The following is a 23,118-nucleotide window of genomic DNA, read 5'->3' as shown; positions in this document are numbered from 1 at the left end:
ACCAAAAAAATATATTCGCACAATGGACGGAATAAGACAAATACCTTACGGAGTGTCAAACTTCGTGTCGATTAGAAGCAGAAATCTCTATTATATCGACAAGACAATGTATCTGGCTGAACTGGAAAGTCAACCAGACACACTGATATTCATACGCCCACGCCGTTTTGGCAAAAGCCTATTCATAAGTATGATGCAGGCATACTACGACAAGGCGATGGCAGGACGGTTCGACGAACTGTTTGGCGACCTATGGGTGGGCAAACATCCGACACCGCTGCGCAACAGGTATCAGGTGATGTATTTCGACTATTCAAGGGCAGGAGGAACAATCGAGCGACTTGAGGAGAATTTCAATGAATACAGTTGTGGATGTATCGACTCATTTATTGAGCGGTACAAAGATGAATATCCCGAAAGAATTGTCGGAAAAGTATTACAGACCAATTCCGCCCGCGCCAAGCTCAATCTCATAAACAATAGTGCCCAGGAATTAGGCATTCCACTTTATCTCATCATCGACGAATACGACAACTTCACCAATATCGTGCTCAATGAGGAGGGCGAGGCGGTGTATCATGCCATAACACATGCAAATGGTTTCTATCGCGACTTCTTCAAACTGTTTAAGGGCATGTTTGAGCGCATATTCCTGACAGGAGTAAGTCCTGTTACACTCGACGACCTCACCAGCGGCTTTAACATCGGTTGGAACGTGTCGATGAACCCAGAACTCGACAAGATGCTCGGATTCTCAACAGAGGATGTGCGCGAAATGTTCTCATATTATAAAAAAGTGGAATTGCTGTCTGCTGATTGCGACATTGAGGCTATGATCGAAGAAATGAAGCCGTGGTATAACAACTACTGCTTTGCCAAGGAATGTCTTGAAAGCGACATAAGGGTATTTAATTGCGACATGGTGATGTATTATCTCAGAAGCTATGTCTCTCGTGGTCATGCGCCCGAGATTATGCTCGACCCTAACACCAAGACCGACTATAACAAACTGAAGAGACTCATAAAGCTCGACAAACTCGATGGCGACCGCAAGGGAGTGATGCTCGAGATAATTGAAAAGGGGGAGATAAAGGCAACACTCATCCCCTCGTTCTCTGCCATGGAGATGACCAAGCCCGAGATATTCCCAAGCTTACTGTTCTATTATGGTATGCTGACTATTACCGGTACAAGGGGCAGTAGGGTTATACTCGGCATACCAAACAACAACGTAAGAAAACAATATTACAACTATATCCTTGAGGTGTATGACAAACTTGGCAACCAAGTGAATATCCTAAAGCTAAGAGACTTTTTCGACATGATGGCATTTGATGGCAACTGGCGCGAATGTCTCCAGTATATGGCCGACTGCTACAAAAACCTTTCTTCTGTGCGCGACAGTATAGAGGGAGAGCGCAACATACAGGGATTCTTCCTTGCATATCTCAACCTCAACGACTATTATTACACCGCACCGGAGGTTGAGGTGGCACACGGCTATTGCGACTTCTTCCTTCTGCCCAACCTCACCCACTACCAAGCTAACCACAGCTACATCCTCGAACTGAAATACATGCCGAAGAAAGACTATACCGAGGAAGCCGCCGAAAAGCAATGGCAGGAGGCTGTGGAGCAGATTAACGGCTATGCCGTGGCTCCGCGCGTTGAAGCACTGCGCCAAGGCACGCAGATGCACAAAATTGTGATGCAGTTTGTGGGATGGGAACTAAATAGGATGGAGGAAGTATTATGAAGTACCCTATAGGAATACAAAGCTTTGACCGAATACGTGAGGATGGTTACGTTTATGTCGACAAGACGGCATTGATTTATGAGCTTGTCAGCAAGGGGACTATTTATTTCCTAAGCCGCCCCCGCCGCTTCGGCAAGAGCCTGCTCATCTCCACACTCGAAAACTATTTCCTCGGACGCAAGGAACTGTTCCGTGGGCTTGCCATCGACGCGCTGGAGAAGGAGTGGAAGGAATATCCTGTGTTCCATTTGGACTTCAACGGTGGTAACTACGACAAAGACGGAGAACTCGAAAACCGTATTCTTGGAAGTCTTGAGACATGGGAGAACCAATGGGGCAAAGACCCAATAAACAAGGAACTTGGCGCAAGGATTGCCCATGTACTTAAACAAGCGCACGAGAAGTCTGGACGACGTGCTGTTGTGCTTGTCGACGAATACGACAAGCCGCTGCTCGACGTTATGGACAGTGACTATACAGGACTGCTCAACGGGAAGGAAACAAAACTTGAGAACATACATCGAGGTATATTAAAAGGTCTGTACAGCGTGTTCAAACTCGCCGACAAGCATCTGCAGTTTGTGCTGCTCACGGGAGTGACCAAGTTCTCTCAGGTCAGCGTGTTCAGCGGTTTCAACCAGCCGAACGACATCAGCTACGACCCCAGCTACGACACGCTTTGCGGCATCTCGAAGGACGAACTTCTCTCGGTGTTCAAGGATCAGATAAAGGAACTTGGTGAGATGAACGGCATGACAGAGGAAGAGACAATAGAAAAACTGAAACGGAAATATGACGGTTATCACTTCAGTGATGGAATGATTGATGTGTTCAATCCGTTCAGCCTATTGAACTGTTTCCAAAAACGTAAATTTATGGATTATTGGTTCTCCACCGGCACCCCGACGTATCTAATGCGCCTCTTGGCAAGCAACCACGAAAACATCAACGAACTGGCTGGCAAGGAATACCCAGCCGCAGAGTTTGTTGACTACAAGGCAACAAAGCAAAGGCCGCTGCCCATGATCTACCAAAGCGGATATTTTACCATAAAGGGCTACAACCGCCGACGCGACACCTATCTGCTCGACTTCCCCAACGAGGAAGTGCGCAGCGGAATGGTGGCAGCATTGTCGTCCGACTACTTTGGCGACACAAGCAGTCCTTCCACGTGGCTCAACGACGTAAGCGACTCATTGGAAGCAGGCGACATCGAAAAATTCAAGCTCCAGCTGACGAGTTTCCTCGCCAACATCTCCTACCGTTTCCAGCGCAAAGAGGACACAAGGGAGTGTGAGCGTCATTTCCAATACACCTTCTACCTCATCCTCCAACTTCTCGGCAAATACAACACCTACGTTGAGAAGGAGACGAGCCAAGGGCGCATCGACTGCGTGTTGGAGTGTCCCGACTATGTCTATATCTTCGAGTTCAAGCTCAACTCCACGGCGGAAGTAGCCTTAAAACAGATAGACGAAAAGGGCTATGCCCAGCCATACGCCGCCGACAAGCGCAAGATATACAAAGTAGGCATCAGCTTCTCTTCCGAAACAGGCACCGTAAACGACTTTGCCTACAAGCCTTGTGAGTAATTCAGTTACTCCGGTTACTCTGGTTACCTCACGTGTTTTAATTCTACACAAAATTACCTGTTTGAGGGATTATGTTCTGCATACTATGGTTTGCCGATACAAAATCCGGGACTATGGCGCTCGGCATAGAGGACAACTATTGCAGAAAAAGAAAAAATGCAGTAATTTTGCAGCATGAGATTCTCAAGATATGAAAATCTGTGTTTTTCTTTGGAGAAATGAAATTAATAATGTATCTTTGCGACAAAAATAAAAAAATGCTTGATTATGAAGTACCCTATAGGAATACAAAGCTTTGACCGAATACGTGAGGATGGTTACGTTTATGTCGACAAGACGGCATTGATTTATGAGCTTGTCAGCAAGGGGACTATTTATTTCCTCAGCCGCCCCCGCCGCTTCGGCAAGAGCCTGCTCATCTCCACACTCGAAAACTATTTCCTCGGACGCAAGGAACTGTTCCGCGGTCTTGCCATCGACGCGCTGGAGAAGGAGTGGAAGGAATATCCTGTGTTCCATATTGACTTCAACGGAAAGAACTTCACCTCGCCTATGGAGCTAAAGGAAACCATTGAGACCTTCATCGCAAAATGTGAGGAAAAATACGGTAAGGATGAGCTTGCCAACACCTATGGCGACCGGTTGGCTTACGTTTTCGAAAAAGCACACGAGAAGACCGGCAGGCGTGTTGTGGTACTTATCGACGAATACGACAAGCCGCTGCTCGACGTGATGAACACTGACACCCCATCACCTGTTGTGGCTGGAGACATAAAGACTCTTGAAGACTATAACCGCGAGATACTTAAAGGCTTTTATAGCATTTTCAAGCTCACGGACAAGCATCTGCAGTTTGTGCTGCTCACGGGAGTCACCAAGTTCTCTCAGGTCAGCGTGTTCAGCGGTTTCAACCAGCCTGCAGACATCAGCTACGACTCCCGTTTCGACACACTTTGCGGCATCTCCGAAAAAGAACTGCTTTCGGTGTTCAAGGATCAGATACAGGAACTTGGCAAAGTGAACGGCATGACAGAGGAAGAGACAATAGAAAAGCTGAAACAGAAATATGACGGTTACCATTTCAGTGATGGAATGATTGATGTGTTCAATCCGTTCAGTTTATTGAACTGTTTCCAAAAACGTAAATTTATGGATTATTGGTTCTCCACAGGCACTCCGACGTATCTTATGCGTCTCTTGGCAAACAACCACGAAAACATCAACGAACTGGCATGCAAGGAATATTCAGCCGCAGAATTTGTAGATTACAAGGCAACAAAGCAAAAGCCGCTGCCTATGATCTACCAAAGCGGATATTTTACCATAAAGGGCTATGACCCCACCTTCGACGTCTATCGTCTCGACTTCCCCAACGAGGAGGTGCGCAACGGTATGATAGCGCTCCTTGCGTCTGACTATTTCAGCGACGAGAACTATTCCAACTCATGGCTTGTTGACGTCACCCGTACCTTGCGCAGTGGCGACCTCGAGAAGTTCAAGCTCCAGCTGACCGGCTTCCTCGCCAACATCTCCTACCGTTTCCAGCGCAAAGAGGACACAAGGGAGTGTGAGCGTCATTTCCAATACACCTTCTACCTCATCCTCCAACTTCTCGGCAAATACAACACCTACGTTGAGAAGGAGACGAGCCAAGGTCGCATCGACTGCGTGTTGGAGTGTCCCGACTACGTCTATATCTTCGAATTCAAGCTTAACTCCACGGCGGAAGTAGCCTTAAAACAGATAGACGAAAAGGGCTATGCCCAGCCATACGCCGCCGACAAGCGCAAGATATACAAGGTAGGCATTAGCTTCTCTTCCGAAACAGGCACCGTAAACGACTTTTCCTACAAGCCTTGTGAGTAATTGTATAAAGTGGGTTATATTGAAGTTGCAATACTATAAAAGGGATGTGAAATTTGAGTTTATAATATGATTCCACAAAAAACTAAATGTTTTTTCTCATTGTTTGAAACATTGTTTATACTAAATATTTTATTGTTTTTCTCCTATTATAATCTTCAAGCATCAAGCGTGAGTCAATTCGGGTGAAAACCCTAATGGCAATAATTAATTTGGCTTAATCCATTGCAACAAGTCACACTCCACTATTCGCAGTTCATTGCGCACCTTGTCGCCGTCTTTTACCTTAAAGAGGTCAAGTTCGTTGGCCACGGGGGCTGCAAGCTCCTTGATATTGCCAAACTTGTCGGAGTCGGAGGCTGTGCCTTGCAGGTTGATGGTTATGCTGCCCGCAGGTTGGGATGCTGCAAGGGGAAGATGAACGTAACCCAATGACACGGGAGTCTTGCCCTCCCAAACGAGGGTGTCGTCGGCGAAGATCTGCAGGGGATACTCCCTCTTGCGCCATCCCGTCAGTTTGAGCACCACTTCATCCACGCGCGCCTTTTCCGCAAGCTCATATCTTATCCATGCCGTTGACATCCTGCCGTCGTTCTTCCATTCTGTGTCCTCACTGTCGTCGTAAGAGCGGATGGCATCCTGCTGGTTGCATCCCGCAGTGACAGACTTGCACTGTATGGTGCGCTTGATGTCCTTATAGGAAGGAGTGGCGGGAGTCTCTGACCTGACAAACTCGAATGGAGCGTTTGCGACATCCTTCTTGGCATCAAGGGTGATGGACGATGCGGGCATACCGTCGCAGGTGACGTTTACACGCACAATACCTTCTTCGCCGGTGCTTCTCAGGAGTACACGGTTTACGCCACATTCCAGGGGCAGTGACTTGGAACGGATGCAGTTGGTGTCGTGGTTATCCTTGCCTATACCGCCTATCCATTCCGCCGGACCTTCCACTGAGAAGTGAAGCATATTGGTGGCAAGAGGATTGCGGCGACCCTTGTCGTCAAGAGCCTCTATCTCCAAGAGAACCATGTCGGCACCGTCGGCAACGAGCTGGTGGTTCTTTATATTGCTGATGCGAAGTGAGGTGGCCTTGCCTGTGGTCTCTATGTAATGCTCGGAGAGAGCCTTGCCGTCGGCACTGTATGAAATGGCCTTGATGTTTCCCGGCTCGAAGGCTATGTTCTCAAAGACATGCAGAAAATGATAAGCCACGGAGTCACGTCCCGTCTCCTTGCCATTGACAAAGAGCCTTACCACAGGAGCGTCGCTCACTACATATACCGTCTTCTTGAAATCCATGTTGCCGTTGTTCCTGTCACGGCAGTATTCCTCATAGTTCCAATGCCCCACGATATGCGTCATCGACTTGTCGGGAGTAACCCATCCGTTCCACATCACCTGGTGTGCATAGAATGCATCCTTTGGCAGACGCATGGCATCCACCACACCCGATGTACGGTAGTTTGACTCACCACGGTTATGGGTGTTGGTGTCGGAGAAGATAATCTTCGTGCCACCGTTGGATACTCGCAGTCCCGTTCCTGGGCGTTCCATCCAGTAGTCATACCACCGGCGCACCATCTCCACGGCAAACTGGTCGTTGTTCTGATTGTATGCCGAGGCGTCGGCATCCCTGTAGAGAGGACCATCGCCGTGCTTGTGATATGGGTACGACCAGTCGTCCCAATAGCGGCGCAGAGCCTCGTCGCGGCAGTATTCCATTGCCCATACAGGCTTGCCAGCCGACTTGTTGATATATAGCATCTCACCACCATATTCGGCACATGTCGCCTTGTTGAGCATCTCGCGGCATCCTATGGCACGGCCTCCGTGCGGGTCGTACTTGTCGCGCAGTTGCTTCATCTCCATCTGGTGTTCCTCGCTGATGCCCTTGTTGCCACATTCGTAGAAGAGGATGGAAGGGTTGTTGCGGTTGTATATGATGGCGTCCCTCATCAGTTCCACCCTCTGTTCCCAGTGCCTTCCCCTCACGTCCTTCTCGGCGTCTCCCGCGGGCATAGCCTGTATGAGTCCCACACGGTCGCACGACTCGATGTCCTGCTTCCATGGACATACGTGCATCCATCTCACGAGATTACCGCCCGAGAGCACCATCAGCTCATTGCTGTAGTCGCTCAGCCATGCCGGCACCGACATACCCACTCCAGGCCATTCGTTGGATGTGCGCTGAGCATATCCGTGCATCATCATGACACGGTCGTTCAGATAGGTCATTCCATCGCGGAAGGCAGTCTTGCGGAATCCTGTCGTGGTGGTCTGTCGGTCTATTACCTTTCCCTTGACAGTGATACTGGTGTTCACATCATACAGATAGCCATATCCCCACGACCAGAAATGCAGTCCTTCCACCATCTTCTCCGCACTGACAGTGCGTGTCTCGCCCTTGTCCAATGTGACTGGAGCTGAGGAGAAAGCAGACAGCTTGGAGCCGTCACGGTCGATGATTTCCACATTATATACAAAAGTCTGTTTCTTGCCCGTCTCGTTTCTCACCTCCGACTCGGCATGTATAATAGCCTTCCTTCCCCTCACGTCGTGATTCTTGGCATAGACGTAAGTACCCGTAGTTCCGAGAGCGGAATAGAGTGGGAGTGTCTGATAGAGGCGGTCTGTCACGTGCAGCTTCACGTTCTTAGGCAGTCCGCCGTAGTTGGCGTTGAAGTTCTTGTTGTTCCACTGGAAGGAAGCCGGGCTGAGGGTGTTGTTCGGAAGGTTGTTGCAGTCTGCAACAACCTCGCCGTCAGTGGGTGTCCCCTTTTCCTTGTATGCCCATGAGTTGTCTGTTTTCACTTCGAGGACATTCTCTTTCCCTATGCGTATGTATGGAGTGAGGTCAAATCCGAATGCCATCACTCCATTTTCATGCAGTCCTATTCTCGTGCCGTTGAGGAACACCTCGGCCGCCTGTCTTGCGCCCTCAAACTCGATGAACACTTTCTTGCCCTTCCAAGTCTTGGGGGCAAGGAATGTCTTGGTGTAAGTAACCTGCGCGTCCGGCAGTTTCTCTATAGGCACCTTGAAAGCATACTCCTCGTTCCATGCCCGTGGCAGGGTAACCGATTTGTCGCCTATCTTCCATTCGGCATTAAAGTTCTGCGAACGCTGTGCGAACGCCGCCGCAATGTTTAGGGCGGCAATTGCTATTATCGAAAGTTTTCTCATGTATTTATTCAACATACAATTCACCAACCGTCATCTCTGATATATATATATGTTCAATTCCTATTTTATTTCACCTTTCCATGCACCACCGAAACGGGCAATAAAATCTTTGGTCTTGTTTTGTTGCTCAGCTTTTTTTAAAAGAATACAGTTAATAATTAAACAATGAATAGCTTGTGCATGAAATCCTACGGGCTATTATGCTCCTGTTGTTTCCTGTACCAGAATCCCTAATTGTTACGGTCTTACGTGGCCAGCCTACAAAATAATATTCCCTTGATTCGTATCCTTTTATGTCCACATCTCCATCCAATTCCTTATTGAAAAATTCGCCTATAGAGCCTTCTATTTTCTTCTCTTTTCCAAAGCCAACATTTGACAATCCTCTTGCCAACAGGCCGGAAAACCGCTCTTTAGGAATAACGGTTTCACTAAGTGCCATAGTGAAACACCCTGCATACGTGCCGTCTTCCTCATAGTCATTATAGGCAATATACTTGTATGTAACAGGTATTTCGCTCGATACTGAATCAACAAAATTGTTTTCTCCAACCATGACCTGTATTCCATGACTTCCGAAAAGCAAGTCAAGCTCTGGGAACATACCCATCATGCCTTGTTCGCTTTTGATGGTATTGTCAAACATTCTTTTTAAGCCTTTTAATGTTTCCTTGTCTGTGGTATTTGCTTCGTCATTCAACAAAGTCTTGCCCTTGTCGTAGAGTTCTTTCCAGTTGGATATACCTTGAAGTGCACCATACTCGTCAAGTTTCACTATGACTTTCTCTCCCTTGATGCTTTCAAAGAATTTCTTCTCGAAGAAAGATTTTTTGATGTTCTTATCAGCATGTATATCCGTACTGATCAATTCAAGCATGTAACCATTTTCGGTTGAATCGGTCACGACAATTGATATGTCACGTGACAGTTTCCGAACAGAAACAGTGTCTCCGTTGTCTACACTCATTTCTTGGTAATCGTATACATAAGTCAGCGTGTCATTCTTGGAAAAATATGCGATTATATTTACTACGGAGTCCTCACTGAGTTCTCCTTCGTCACGGGTTTCATTGCCCTGTGCGGCAACATGTGAAACAGACAATGGCATTAAAATCAAGACACATGCCACAACGTATAACAATTCTTTTTTCATCATAATTTATTTTTTATGCAAAAGTAGTGTTAATTTTTCTAATGACCAAACGTTTTACTGATAATTTTACAATAAAAAAACAAAGGCACAATGATATGAAGATCAATGTGCCTTTGTGTTTCTGTGTTATTATCCGATGAGGAAAGTGCAGAATCAGAACGAAATCTTGAAACTGTTCTTTCCTGAGCGCACAATGTAAGTACCATTAGACAAACCTATTGCCTTCAAGTCTTTCTGTAATGTGGCTCTGGTCGTTGTCACATCAGTTGCCACCTTTACTCCTGTCAAGGTGTAAACATCAGCCGAGAACTCTGCAGTGGCATCAATATTCATTATACCGGTAGTGGAACTTACATAGATGACACCCTCTGAGAGCAATTTAGAAGTATCCCATCTCAGTCCTTCCGGCAGTTCCTGAAGGTCAAACGACGGTGTGCCGCTTATTGTGCCTTCACAGTCGAATACTCTCACGTAGTCACCTTCGGCAGGTTTCCATGTTGTGCCGTATGTGACATGTATGGTGGCATTGACTGTTGCGTTGCCGCCTACCTTAATGAATGCCCATGCCTGTGACTCAGCTCCAGTGATAGAGTTCACGGATATTGAGTCTGTCTTGGTCTTGTTCACATAGATATGTGATCCGGTTTCCGCATTGAGGTTATTTTCTATACTGATGATTCCGGCGTTCTTTGTCTGTGATGTCGCAGCATTACTACCGGGGCGGAGAGTACCTCCGTTGAGAAGGTTGATGCCGTAGCAGTAACCCATTCCACGCAGTTCACCGTTGTCCTGCACATAAGTGATGGTAGGAGCGGTCATAGATGTTGTTGCAGCTGCCTTATTCAGCTTAACTGCTCCGTCAATAATCTTCAGCGACTTGGCATTGGCAAGAACAGTCTCGGAAGCAATTGTCCATACGCCCGTACCGTTTTTCACCATGTGGCTGCCGTTGATAGTGCCCGAGAAGGTGAAGTTGGTGTTGTTGCCACCTACAGTCAGGGTGTTTGTACCCGAACCGAAATTACCGCCATTGCTGATATATCCCGAACCGGTGAGTGCACCGATGGCAAAACTCTTTCCGTTTGTGTTAAACGGCGTGTCTTTTGTGAATCGGGAGTCAACGTTGAGTGTGGCCTTAGGCATTCCGTAAGTATTACAGAAATCAAATACAGGTTCGTAAGCGTTCTTTGTTCCGCGCTTGGCATTGATGGTTCCTTCAAACTCACTCCAATTACCCTTGAACGCGCAACGCACCCATGTGGCATAGATGTCGATTTTGCCTTCTCCTGTCAGTTTACCAGTATAGTCGCAGCGTCCGTCAGGATACCATATACCTGTCTTTCCATTTGGCACAACGATATTTACGTTGTCAGTGTTGGAGCTGTATATACTGTTGTTAGCCTGTAGTGTGACCTTGCTTCCGTTGAGCACAATGGTCTTGCCCGTGAAGTGTGCATCCTGGAAGTCATACACCGTACCTGAATTGATATACAATGAGTCGAAGTCGGCAGCGCAATTCAACTGAAGCGTACCGGTTCCTGCCTTGTAAAGATTCCTGCTCTTGCCTGTATTGGCTTTCTTTATGCTTCCATTCAGGATAAGCGTTCCTGTCGTATTGATTGTACCGCCATTTTCGTCAATAATTATCGGATGCGAGGCAGTCATGGAGGTAGAAGTCTTCAGCGTACCGTTATTCTTCAGTGTAATGCCGTTGCTGACATCTCCAAGCGAACCATATTGTGAACCGTCATTGTTGGCGAGCGATGCGGGAGTAAGAATACCATTGCTGATTATCGTACCGCCATTATATTTGTTGATGTTATTAATCTTCACCTCGCCATTGCCCTCTACAGAGAGTGTGCCTTCTCCAGAGATAGCGCCTTCACCTGTGATAGAATAGGTCTTGCTGTCGTTCTTGAAGATGATGTTTCCCGGGGTTACGTCCTCAGCCACTGTGATTGCGGTATTCACTGCACTGTCGTCAAACGTTACCTCGTCGCCTGTGACAAACTTCTTGTCAGAAGAAGAGAAGTTCTCAGAGTTCATAAGGTCCCAAGTACCATCTGTTGCACCTGTCCACACTACATCCTCACTGCCACGACCATTATATACATTAAGTGTAATCTTGCCGTCGGCGTATGCCAAGTCATACTTTACTCCTGTGAGACCTTCTATTGTGACATCCGAAAGATTGCCAGTCAATCCACTTGCCTCTGCGAGAATGTATGTTCCTGCTATGGGTTGGGATGTGAACACAAATACGGGAGCACTGTATTCCGGTCCGTTGTCCCACACCTTCTTCTCGATACTGATATTTTCGGCTACAAGACGGTCGGTCTCGTTTCCATTGACATCAAAGATAACACGAGCGCCGAAACCGAGTTCTATAGAAGAAGCGTTAATAGTACCCACTTGGTTGTTTCCACCTGGCATGATTTCAGAACCATAATCAGCCTTGATCCCTGCCAGGAACTTACCTCTGTTCGAACTGAGTCGTGCAAAGCGGTTAAGCCATACCGGGCTCTTTTCCATTGTGCCGTCAAACTGCAGCGTTCCTGCCCATACGTCGGTATTGCCTGTGTATGTCTCTGTGACGTTAGGAAGTACGAGTGTTCCGTCGCCCTGCTTCACAAGACGCATTTCTCCTGTGAAAGCTCCTCCGGTAAGAGTATGGGTATAGTAGGCGTATGTAATCTCCGTGTCCTTGGTTGTACACTCGCTGGGGGCTGAGCCCTGCACCCACGATGGGGCATTGTCGGTGAAGACTGCTGGAGATGCTCCCGCTGCCACTGATACAGTGGCGTCGCCGTCAACATCGAGCAGTGCGTGCTTGCCGTTGAGCGATGCGTCAACAGAAAATGATATTATCTCGCGACCCGTGGTTGTGAGAGGAGGAGGAGCGATGGTTATGCCTTCCAGTTCGCCAAGGAAATAAGAGGCATGAGGTGGCTGGTTATATCCACAAGGCTGCCAAACCATGGCATTGCGGTATTGATGGTCGTACCAAAGTGAGTAGTTGCGCCATTCTGTAGGTATGGTTGAGGTGTATATCCTTATATTATTATCTGCGGTGCGCTCTATCACCTCCTCGCGCCAGTCGCCGAAGATGTCACCCTGATAACAAGGAGTGGCCTTGGTGCTGTTGTTGGAATAACATCCTGAGAATGTCGCGAGAGTGCCTACACCTGGTTTTGACACTGTGATATTGTCGAAACACTCCTCCTGCAGGTCACCGTCCCAATAGATACGGAAGTTCATGCCGAGGCCATTGGTGCTTACTGTCACATGGTCATTCACCACTGTAGAGATTGGTGTGTCATGTGCGCCGTATCCTATAGAACCGGGAATAGTGTTATAGAAATTTCCGGCAAGAGCACGACCGGCATCATTGGTATCTGTCATACGATAGTATATCTTGCTCGTTGTGGCGTCACGGTAGTTGTTGGCGGGGTTATCCTCGTTGCAGGCAAACATTTCCTGACCGTGTATGTAAGGATTTAGGTCGCTCACGTGCTGGGCGTCGCCATGTCCAAGGCCTGTGGTTGACAGTCCCAGACCATTGTCGTCAATCACCATCGAACCCCATACTATCTCGTCCTTGCCGTCCCAATCCACGTCGGCTATAGAATAATTGTGATAACCCTGTCCATACCAAGGTGAACCAGGCTTGTTGTTGGTCCACTGCCATCTAACATTGAGAGCATGTGTAGCCGGGTCAACGTCGTATGCAATAAACTTATGTCTTGTATAAATACCGCGACCAAGGAAGATGCTCGGATGCTTGCCGTCGAGATATGGCGCACCGAAGAAGTTCTTGCTGCTTCGGTGGCCGTAGCCGTCGCCCCATGCAGCCTTAAGGTCAGTTTCGCCGCTCTCGTATCTTTTCAGCGGATACTCAATACACTGGTATGGCTTGCCCGTCGCTCCTTCGCAATAGTAAAGGAATTCATTGCCGTAGTATGTAAACCACTCCACTGAGCCAGAGCCTTTGGGTATGCGGTAGTTTGTCCACGACGTGCCGTTCTTACCGTCAGCACCGATGGTGTATGTTGTTCCGTCGGCCATGTGTACTGTTGAGCCCTCTTCGAGTCTCATCACGACCTCAGCCTTGCCGTCCATGTCCCAGTCATATCCCACGATGTTCTGCTCGTTGTTCTGGAAGTCACCCATGTTCGGACCGCAGTTCACCCACCACAATATTGTTCCGTCCTGCTTGAGGCATGCGAGCAAGGAGTATTCCTTTGTCTCCACACCATTTATTGTAGGTCCGTTCTTGGGATAAAGTTGTTCGCCTTCCTCCTTGTTGTCAAACTTCAAGAGTATCTCCACCTCACCGTCGCCATCCACATCGGCGCAGCATGCGTCGTTGGGGATATAAGTAGACTTTAGCGAAGCATCGTGCTTGATGGTTATTGACTTGTAGTTGTTGGCGAGTACAGATGCTGCCTTCGAGGCCACCTGCTCCACTCCGTTTACTACAGCCTTGACGGTGTAGGTGCTGCCTTGCGAACCGGATGCGTCAGTAAAGTTAGAGACGTTAAGCGGTTCGGCGTTCACCTTGGTGCCGTCGCGATAGAGGTTATACTTCACGTCGTAGTATTCGTCGGCCTGAATACGCCACGAACAATACACGCCGCTTGTGGTTTGCACGGCAACAAGACCACGGTCAAGCCTATCTGTGAATCTTTGTGCCGTTACCACGTTACAATAAGTTAATGCAGCGATAACAAGTGTAATAAGTTTCTTGTTCATATACAGTAAATATTTAGGTATTCAATAATTCGGTGCAAAGTTACGAATAAAAATCAAATAATAAACCAAAAATAATGATTTGATACCATTACTTTTTGATAAAAGCATGATATTGTTATCATATAATTAAAAAAACCATTTGGAAATGTCGACTATTATTACTATTGCGCTAAATTAACATCATCATCCACTTGCCAACTGAATACCCCATTCACTTGATAACTGAATACCCCATTCACTTGATAACTGAATACCCCATTCACTTGCCAACTGAATACCCCATTCACTTGTCAACTGAATACCACATCCACTTGCCAACTGAATACCCAATAACCCCATAACTCAATAACCCTTTACTACTAAAGAATGAATAACTTTTCTGCCACTACTGTCACCTTTAGGGTTAACATTCTCATTTTATTTATATTAGATGGTGGCAGTAAGGGTGGCAGTAGGGTGACAATGGTGGCAACAAAAGGCGTTTTTGAGCCAAAAATTTGCATATTTCGAGATTTATTAGTAACTTTGTAGCGAAAAAAACATCATTTTTATACTAAAAATCTAAGATATATGGTAAGATTCACTCAAATTAAGTCAAATTCTAACGGAAAAATGGCAGTAACCAACTGGTCGGCGACCAAGTTTTTCGAAAAAATCACTGTCGATGACAGTAAAATGAACGTTACACAGTTCAGAAGTTTTGCCATTTATACCACGAACAGAATCGGACAAGGGGAGAGATGGCCAGCCAAATATGACCATCTGCACAACCTGCCGAGCTTCCTGCCATCCGTGGAGGTGAAAATCGACAAGGACGGCAACAAGATAATGAAGGCTTTTAACGGCATCATTACCCTTAGCGTTGACAATATCACCGGCTCAGCGGAACTGGAGACGGTGAAGCAAGTGGCTTCGATGATGCCTATGACTTTCGCCGCTTTTGTCAGCAGCACAGGTAGCGGTGTGAAGATACTGGTGAGGGTTGCACCGAAGGACGGACAAGACATCACCACCATCGACGAGGCTGAGCAATTATGCAATTCGGCATACAACATCGCCGTGAGGGTGTATGAAGGTATCATCAATCACAACGTGCAGATGGCTGCCACCGCACTTTCGGGGCACTGCCTCTATGCCGGATTCCGACTCACGCTCGACCCTGCGCCATACTTCAACCCGAATGCCGCTCCCATAAGAGTGGAGAATACTATTTTTGACAACGAGAGCCGCCTTGTTCCCCCACTCCACTACAGTCAGTTGAAAGAAACGGAACCAACAGACATCGAAGGCCCATCAGATATTCGCATGATGATAGAATATCTAAAGTCAAAATATGTATTCAGATTCAACAGGATGGAGAATGTTGCAGAAATGAAGATTCTCAACAAACCAAACTATGGATGGTTACCGCTCGACGACAAGCGATTCAACTCCATCTTGCTCGATATTCAGAGTAAAGGTCTGAAAGTGTGGGACAAGGACTTCAACAGATACCTTCATTCCACAAAGGTAAACTTGTACGACCCTATACAAGATTACCTTTATGGTCTTGAGAAAAAATGGGACGGTAACGACCATATTGGCCGACTTGCTGAGAGTGTGCCCACTAATTGCCTGCAGTGGAAGGCGTGGTTCAGGAAATGGTTTCTGGGCATGGTGGCGCAATGGATTGGAAAGGACCGAAGATACGGCAACAGTGTGGCCCCGCTACTCATCTCGCCACAGGGCTACAACAAATCCACCTTCTGCCGCCGGATTCTGCCACCCCAGTTCAAACAGACATTCATCGACAATCTCGACATTGCCGAGAAGAAGACCACACTCATAGCAATGGCGCAGTCGCTGCTCATCAACCTCGACGAGTTTAACGCCATACCGCCTCGCATCCAACAGGGATTCTTGAAGAACGTGATGCAGTTGCCCACACTAAAAGTGAAGCTGCCGTATGCACGCTCGATAGCCGAGATGCCACGCCGTGCCTCGTTTATCGCCACCACCAATCTGACCGACATCCTCGCCGACCCGTCGGGTTGCCGCCGTTTCATCGGCATCGAACTCTCCGCTCCAATCATCGTCGATCACCCCGTCAACTACGAGCAACTCTATGCCCAGGCGATGAATGCCATAATGAACGGCGAGCGCTTTTGGTTTGACCACGAAAAAAACGAGGAGATTATCGAGCACAACCGCCAGTATCAGTTGCTCTCGCCTGCCGAGCAGTATTTCCGTCTTTGCTTTGCCATCACTCAAGACGAGTCGGAGGGGCAATACATGACCACGGCAGCGATATATAACAAGATCAAGGGCATGGCTGGTTCGTCATTGGGTGTCAGTGGCATCAGCAAATTCGGTCAATTCCTCGCCAATCTCGACGGGATAGTGAGGAAACGCACCAAGATTGGCACCGTGTATCTCGTGAAGCCATTATAATAATTATTATAAGATGGCAGTGAGACTTAAATATTATTAAAAAAAATATCTATATTCTCTCTTTGACCATATTCTCATAAAAGTTTATTAACTTTGCCATCAAATAATAAGAATAACCTCTTACAAAGGCTCCACCGCCTCATACGTGCACACCATCGACCCAGCCAAGAGCGAACTCTATGGTGGCCATCAGCAAACCTTCGTAGCTCCCTACACCCGTTGCGACCGCATAGCCGACTACCGCCGCGCCTGGGCCAATTTTGAAAAGATATTTAACAAGTAAGAATCAGAAACTATGACGACAAGAGAACTATATGATATCATATCCATAGATGAGAGTTACCGTATAGAACGCACTATCTCAACAAGCAACATGGATAAGTTTCAGGAGGCGATCTGTGCCTTTGCCAACGATATGCCTGGCAAGCGTCAGAAGGGGTACCTTCTTATCGGAGTGCACGATGACGGCAGGATAAGTGGTCTGAAAGTAGATGATGCGCTTATGAAGAAGATAAGTGGCATACGTTCAGACGGCAACATTCTACCTTTACCTGTCATGAATACCGAAAAGGTGGAGACACCTGAAGGTGATGTGCTGGTGGTGGAAGTGACCCCATCGTTTGATACACCTGTACGCTATCGAGGCAGAACCTTCATACGTATAGGGCCAAGAAAGGATATAGCCTCGCCTCAGGAAGAACGAATCCTAAGCGAACGATGTGCAGCTGCTCTACCTACCTTTGATACACGTCCATGTCGCGAAGCAACATTGGACGATCTGGATGTAGAAATTATCGTGAAAGAGTACATGCCTCGAGCCATTGACCTTGATGTCCTTAGCCAAGATAAACGCCCTTTGAAGGAGCAACTTGCCTCATTGCACTTATATAATATGCAATGGGATTGTCCTACGTTTGCCGCATTAATCATGTTTGGTAAGAATCCGCAGTATTATATGCCTGGAGCTTACATACAATACGTAAAATTCGATGGCTTTGATAATGGTAGCACCATTGTTAATGAACGTAAGTTCGATGGATGCTTGTATAAGATGTTGCCTCGATTAGACACCTTTATCAGCGATGCCATTGTAACCAAGCGCCCTGTATCTATCAGTGTTTTACAAGAGAAAGACATATATAACTATCCAGAGAAAGCTCTGCGAGAGTTGATGATGAATGCTGTGATGCATCGTGACTACCAATCCACCACTCCAACACGTTTGTATCAATATAAAGACCGTATCGAAATCATGAATCCCGGCGGTTTGTACGGCAATGCTCGCCCTGACAACTTCCCCAATGTCAATGACTATCGCAATAATTGTCTTGCGGGAATACTGAAATCCTTCAACTATGTAAACATGTTCAACCATGGTATCCGCGATGTACAAAAGTTGCTGGGGACAAATGGTAATAGTCTGGCGGAGTTTGATGTCAACCTCATAACAGTTTTTCTGGCAAAGGTGAGAGATGCAGAAACATTGGAAGCAAATAATATTCGACAACAGTTATTCGACAACTTGCAACCTAACTTGCAACCTAACTTGCAACCTAACTTGCAACCTAACTTGCAACCTAACTTGCAAGATGAGTTACAAGATATAGATGATAGATTTAAAACACTGATAATCAGTGTGGATGTGTATTTGCTTGGTGTAAAGGAATTGCTTCTGCGATATTTATCTTGCAACCATCTTGCAACCCTAAGTCGTCAAGCATTTTCAAAATCTGTTTTAAAACCGGCGATTGATCAAGGCTATGTCAAAATGTTATATCCAGATAAGCCCAATCACAGAGGTCAAAAATATCAACTCACAGAAAAGGGTTTGACGATACTGAAGAAACTAATAGAAAAATAGTATGGAATCACAGGGACAGGTACTTTGAAAAGATATTTTCTGACAATAAAAATATATAAGGATATGGCAGAAGACAAAAAAATATATACAAGGTCTCAATGAGTATATTCGTCAAGGAGAACCACAAGAACAAGAACGTGGCCTATCCCGAAGTTTGGATAACGACATGGAGCGTTTCTTCCGCAACATGTTACTTGGAGAAACGACAACACTTAGAAACCGCGAGATGCATTTAGACTGGAAACCTGAAGCTGTATTCCGTCAGCATATTGGCATACAAGAAGTCCGACGTCATTTTGGTATTCAATCATTGATGTATCGTCAATATTATAAACAAAACGACCGAGACTGTCGCTGCGTTAGCGTAGTCCCGGTCGAAATAAATAGTATCTAATGGTATGGTATGAAATTACTTCACACGAGCACCTGAGGCGCTGAATACCTTGTCACCATTAACGATGAGGACACCGTTCTTGGTAACAACCTTCTTAACTGCAGAAGCAGCTTCATTGTTGTCCTTTACAGAAGAGATGCCTGCGCTGGGGTTGAAGCCCTTGTAGGTCATAACCTTTACGCTGCTGATAGCAGTGTCATAACGATAGAGCTTGAAAGTCTCGCCAGCAACAACAACCTCTGAAGAGGTGCAGTCACCCTTGTCAGGACGGTTGTAACCACCAGTCTTGTTAACGATGAAGAAGTTTGGCTTGCTTGCATCGTCGCTTGTGTACTTAGGATCAAGGTGCATGTTGAGGTAGTTAGAACGTACAGCGCAGTCGCCGTCAACCTTAGTGCTTACATCATAGTAAACCAATCCCTCGAATGGCATTATACACCAAGCATAGTGATCGTTGAACACCTTGTAGAGAGCAGCGTTTTCCTCAGAGGGGATAAGTGGGAGGGCGCAAGTGTAAACATCGTTAGGACAGAGCACGTTCCACTTTGCATTATCAGTACCGCAGTCAGTGTCGGCGAAGAGGCCGTGACCTTCCTTAACGCTTACGTAAGAAGCAGCATTGTCTTCAACATAAACCTCATTTGTTCCGTCAGCCTTGTAGCCACGCTTCTCAGATGACATGATACGATCCCAGTGTGACTTACCTGCAGCGTCAACAAGCTCAACGATATCCCATCCAGCCAATCCGGCATTGATTTCGTCGTATGTCATGATGTAGCTCTTATCCACAGCTGTTGTATATTCAGCGTTGTTTTCGATGGTAACAACATCAGATGGAGAATACCACTTATCTGGGTGAGTGCCATCGAATGAATAAAGCTCGATTGAACCTGCATCAGCAATCTTAACTAGTTCACCAGAGAGAATGTCTTTTTCCTCAACTACAGCACCACTCGCATTCTTAACTTTAACCTTGATTGTAACAACAGGCTTAAGAAGTGTTTCAGAGTTGTCGGCTAAAATCTTGTACTCCTTGCCAAATCCTTCCTCTACATTTGTGATTATAGCTGTAGGAGAAGGCATGGCAATCTCCTCACATACTACTTCATTGATAATCTCTTCAGATGCATTCTCCTCATTGTCAGAGAGAGTAGTCCAAACTTTCAGTTCACCAGACTTTGTGCAATAGATAATCTTCTTACCGAAATATTCCTCTGCATTCTGCTCAAATTCACGAGTATCATTTGCATCGCCATATTCAACAGTGTTTTCCTCACCATCAGTAAATGTGTTTCCAACATTATCCTCTGCATCACCTAACTGAATCCAGTGAAGAGTATGACCCTCGTCAAAGTTTACATAATATGCACGCTGTGCTCCAATAGCTGCGAGAAGATCTACAGAAGGCTCGTTAGCGAATGGACCCTCAGCCTTGTAAGAAAGACCCATATTAGAGAGCTGAATTACAGAGTTGGCACTGTTGGGTGACATTACCCAGATACCAGCACGGTTCTCTTCGCAAACATAGTTGTGAACACCTGTTTTTACTACATTACCCTCCTCGTCAGAGATAGTGTAAGTGGCTGTCTTGTCAGCAACGTTAATCTCTACTGCGAAAGAATACTTAACGCCAACGTTAAGAGTTGCAGTCTCAGACTCCTCTGTAGGTGCGGGCCAATCGCCACGGGCAGTAGGATTCTCGTTGATTACGATATCAACAGACTCAGCTGTAGAAGCTGTTACACGATAACGGAAGAAATAGTCTTCACCCTCGTTGTTAAACCAGTGATAGTTGTGTGAAGAGACGCGAGAGTCTGTAGCTGAACAAGCGTTGACAGGAAGAAGCACAAACTCCATGTCGGTACGTGTTGCATTGACAGTCATCTTCATGTCCTTAGTGAACTTGTAAGTGTTGTTAGGCAGGGAAGCCACGTCAACCTTCTTCCAAGCATCCTCGTTCCAGAAACGGTTTATCATACGTCCACCATTGTTGGTGAGTTTTACCTCAAGGTAATCCTTGCTTGGGGTAAGAGTCATACGACCTGCATCCTGAAGAGTCCATCCGTCAGCCTTGTCGGTCGGAATCTTGAAGAAGAACTTGTCCATCAACTCTGCTTTTGCCATCGTGCAACAGATAAGCATAAGCAATGAAATTAAAGTAAACTTTTTCATTTTAGTTTGATTTTTAATTAATAATTAAGATAATAAAATTATTTCGTTTGTCAGTCGCAGACAACACTTGCGGAGGAAGTCTGCAACTGACTTTCAGAATATCTAAATATGTCTTACCATCCCTCGTTCTGAACAATGGCATTGCCCGACTTCATGATCTCGGTCTGTGAGAAGGGGAAGAGATTCCACTTCGTCTGCCACTGTCCGTTACCACGTGTCACTGCCACCTTATTATAAGTGAATGTGCCATCGTCGTTCTTGGTAATCTCCATGCGGTGGATGTTCATAAACTTGTCACCATCCTCCATCCAGCGGCGCACGTCATAGAAGCGATGTCCCTCAAAGGCGAGCTCAACTCTGCGCTCGTTCTTGTACTTTGCCCAGAACTCATCGTTGCTCATACCTATAGCAAACTCAGGCATGCCGGAACGTGTGCGGGTCATGCTTGCCATCTTGGCTGCGGTCTGTGAAGCAGGGATAGAGATGGTCTTCTCTGTTCCGTCGGTCTCCTTATATGTCACGCTTCCGCTTGCATCGGCAGCATTGGCATTGCCAGAAGCCTTGAAATACTGGTAGAGAGCCTCAGCATAGTTGAGGTACATGGCACCCATGCGGAATGTAAGCCATCCATGAGGTGAAGTTGTGACAGAAACACCAGAGCGTGCACGAAGAATCTGGTTAGGATTGCAGAACTTCTTCAGATAGTAGCTCGTGGTTGTTGCGTATGACTTACCTGCTGCATTACCGGTGCGCGAGTGATAACCACCGATATAAGTCTCGATTACAGGGTGTTCGCTATTATAAGCCGCAAGGTCGTTAGGCCAAGCCTCACCATTGACAACAACAGTCTTTGCAAGACGTGCGTCGCGTTTGGCGTATGGATTGGCAGCGTCATAAAGGTCGCTCTCGGCAATGCTCTTGCCATCTATGCACTCAAAGGCATCCACGAGGTCCTGTGTAGGACAGTTGCCTCCCTGAGCTGACGAATAACCCACGGGGAAGTTATATGTCTCGAAGGTATTGGCAGATGCGGTACGACGGGCGAAGATTATCTCCTTGCTGCTTTCGGCATTAGAGTAATACTCAGTGCCCCAAAGCAAGGCAATATCTGAAGCAAGTCCCAACCCCTTTGCCTCGGCAGCGTCTATAAGTTCCTTATTGGCAGCCACGGCAGCAGCCCAAAGAGCCTTCTTCTCGTCGGCGCTCTTGCCCTGAGAGAAGAGAGGTGAGGCATGATAGAGGGCGGCCTGAGCCTTCAGCGCAAGCACTGCATACTTGTTGGCGCGACCATTCTCTGCCTTTGCGAGGATGTGCTCCTTGTCGGCTGAGTAGTCCTCGATAATCTTGTCCTTAATGCTGTCGCACTCATTGGCGATAAAGGCAAAGATCTCATCAGCACTTGTGCGTGGCATTGCAGTTTCCTCAGTACCTGTGGTGTTGTGAGCCTTAAAAGGCACACCGCCATACTGGCGAAGCAAGGTGAAGTAGAAGTAGGCGCGAGCCCAGCGAGCTTCATACACATAGTTCTTGTAGAGATACATCTGCTTATCGTAGTCGAGGTTGAGCTTAAACTGCTCGAAGTCGAGATTCGACCAGTTGTCTATAATCTCATTACAATAAGTTATACCCTCATAAGCCGATGACCAGATAGTCTGGTGGGGATTGGCTGCACTCCAGTTGCCATTGTAGAAATCCTCGATGGAATTGCCATCGTGGCTATACTCCGACTCGTCGGTTGCCGATGACAACATAGCTCCCGAGAGATTACCCCAGTCGGTGTCGATATCTGTATAGATTGTAGTCATCAAACCTCCCACGTAGGCGAAGGAACGCTCGATGTACTCCCTGTCGTAGGCTGTGTATTCATTGTAGTCCATATTGCAAGATGACAATGCCATCGCAGCCATTGCAAAGCCTAATATATTCTTATTCAATTTCATAATCGTAATCATTATTAAG

At 46.7% G+C, this 23,118-nt stretch carries 11 protein-coding genes; 6 read left to right on the top strand and 5 right to left on the bottom strand.

Features of this window, described 5'->3' with window-relative positions; all coding sequences use genetic code 11:
- Window positions 1-22 precede the first annotated feature (22 nt).
- The 3 genes from CIK98_RS15760 (at window position 23) to CIK98_RS15750 (ending at window position 5,214) form a co-directional block, all read left to right on the top strand.
- Window positions 23-1,756, top strand: a complete 1,734-nt coding sequence (locus CIK98_RS15760; RefSeq protein WP_094385925.1) for an ATP-binding protein — start codon at window positions 23-25, stop codon at window positions 1,754-1,756.
- Entirely contained in the window at window positions 1,753-3,348 is a 1,596-nt protein-coding gene (locus CIK98_RS15755; RefSeq protein WP_094385923.1) for an ATP-binding protein, read from the top strand. Before CIK98_RS15760 ends, CIK98_RS15755 begins: the two co-directional genes overlap by 4 nt.
- 267 nt (window positions 3,349-3,615) lie before the next feature.
- Window positions 3,616-5,214 carry an ATP-binding protein gene (locus CIK98_RS15750; RefSeq protein WP_094385921.1) on the top strand — a complete coding sequence of 533 codons (1,599 nt, stop codon included), beginning with the start codon at window positions 3,616-3,618 and terminating at the stop codon, window positions 5,212-5,214.
- Between the two features lie 204 nt (window positions 5,215-5,418).
- Here the strand turns inward: CIK98_RS15750 and CIK98_RS15745 are convergent, their stop codons facing one another.
- From CIK98_RS15745 to CIK98_RS15735, 3 genes are all read right to left on the bottom strand, one after another.
- Window positions 5,419-8,412 carry a glycoside hydrolase family 2 protein gene (locus tag CIK98_RS15745; protein WP_094385919.1) on the bottom strand — a complete coding sequence of 998 codons (2,994 nt, stop codon included), beginning with the start codon at window positions 8,410-8,412 and terminating at the stop codon, window positions 5,419-5,421.
- A 136-nt stretch (window positions 8,413-8,548) separates the two neighbouring features.
- Window positions 8,549-9,553 carry a hypothetical protein gene (locus CIK98_RS15740; RefSeq protein ID WP_094385917.1) on the bottom strand — a complete coding sequence of 335 codons (1,005 nt, stop codon included), beginning with the start codon at window positions 9,551-9,553 and terminating at the stop codon, window positions 8,549-8,551.
- A gap of 150 nt (window positions 9,554-9,703) precedes the next feature.
- Complete coding sequence (locus CIK98_RS15735) at window positions 9,704-14,302, bottom strand: autotransporter-associated beta strand repeat-containing protein (protein ID WP_094385915.1); 4,599 nt, start codon at window positions 14,300-14,302, stop codon at window positions 9,704-9,706.
- Between the two features lie 570 nt (window positions 14,303-14,872).
- Here CIK98_RS15735 and CIK98_RS15730 point away from each other — a divergent pair.
- The 3 genes from CIK98_RS15730 (at window position 14,873) to CIK98_RS15725 (ending at window position 18,593) form a co-directional block, all read left to right on the top strand.
- Window positions 14,873-16,732, top strand: coding sequence for a VapE domain-containing protein (locus tag CIK98_RS15730; protein ID WP_094385913.1), 1,860 nt, complete (start codon window positions 14,873-14,875; stop codon window positions 16,730-16,732).
- A gap of 145 nt (window positions 16,733-16,877) precedes the next feature.
- A complete protein-coding gene (locus CIK98_RS18400) occupies window positions 16,878-17,015 on the top strand; it encodes a hypothetical protein (RefSeq protein ID WP_172409994.1) in 138 nt (45 codons plus the stop codon).
- Between the two features lie 12 nt (window positions 17,016-17,027).
- Entirely contained in the window at window positions 17,028-18,593 is a 1,566-nt protein-coding gene (locus CIK98_RS15725; protein ID WP_094385911.1) for an RNA-binding domain-containing protein, read from the top strand.
- A 409-nt stretch (window positions 18,594-19,002) separates the two neighbouring features.
- Here the strand turns inward: CIK98_RS15725 and CIK98_RS15720 are convergent, their stop codons facing one another.
- On the bottom strand, window positions 19,003-21,159 hold the full coding sequence (locus CIK98_RS15720) for a hypothetical protein (protein WP_141210569.1): 2,157 nt from the start codon (window positions 21,157-21,159) through the stop codon (window positions 19,003-19,005).
- A 113-nt stretch (window positions 21,160-21,272) separates the two neighbouring features.
- The gene (locus CIK98_RS15715; RefSeq protein WP_094385907.1) at window positions 21,273-23,099 is read right to left on the bottom strand and encodes a RagB/SusD family nutrient uptake outer membrane protein; all 1,827 of its coding nucleotides are present in this window, start codon (window positions 23,097-23,099) and stop codon (window positions 21,273-21,275) included.
- Between the last annotated feature and the right edge of the window lie 19 nt (window positions 23,100-23,118).

It is taken from the genome of Prevotella sp. P2-180, from assembly GCF_002251435.1.
In the GTDB taxonomy this organism is placed as follows: domain Bacteria; phylum Bacteroidota; class Bacteroidia; order Bacteroidales; family Bacteroidaceae; genus Prevotella.
Note: the sequence above shows the minus strand (reverse complement) of the source record. Positions and strands in the feature narration are given on the sequence as shown.

What these genes read in the sequence shown, in the direction of transcription:
- CIK98_RS15755 (WP_094385923.1), top strand. Translation starts at nt 1,753, where the DNA reads ATGAAGTACCCTATAGGAATACAAAGCTTTGACCGAATACGTGAGGAT.
- CIK98_RS15760 (WP_094385925.1), top strand. Translation starts at nt 23, where the DNA reads ATGGACGGAATAAGACAAATACCTTACGGAGTGTCAAACTTCGTGTCG.
- CIK98_RS15735 (WP_094385915.1), bottom strand. Translation starts at nt 14,302, where the DNA reads ATGAACAAGAAACTTATTACACTTGTTATCGCTGCATTAACTTATTGT.
- CIK98_RS15750 (WP_094385921.1), top strand. Translation starts at nt 3,616, where the DNA reads ATGAAGTACCCTATAGGAATACAAAGCTTTGACCGAATACGTGAGGAT.
- CIK98_RS15715 (WP_094385907.1), bottom strand. Translation starts at nt 23,099, where the DNA reads ATGAAATTGAATAAGAATATATTAGGCTTTGCAATGGCTGCGATGGCA.
- CIK98_RS15725 (WP_094385911.1), top strand. Translation starts at nt 17,028, where the DNA reads ATGACGACAAGAGAACTATATGATATCATATCCATAGATGAGAGTTAC.
- CIK98_RS15740 (WP_094385917.1), bottom strand. Translation starts at nt 9,553, where the DNA reads ATGATGAAAAAAGAATTGTTATACGTTGTGGCATGTGTCTTGATTTTA.
- CIK98_RS15745 (WP_094385919.1), bottom strand. Translation starts at nt 8,412, where the DNA reads ATGTTGAATAAATACATGAGAAAACTTTCGATAATAGCAATTGCCGCC.
- CIK98_RS15720 (WP_141210569.1), bottom strand. Translation starts at nt 21,159, where the DNA reads ATGAAAAAGTTTACTTTAATTTCATTGCTTATGCTTATCTGTTGCACG.
- CIK98_RS15730 (WP_094385913.1), top strand. Translation starts at nt 14,873, where the DNA reads ATGGTAAGATTCACTCAAATTAAGTCAAATTCTAACGGAAAAATGGCA.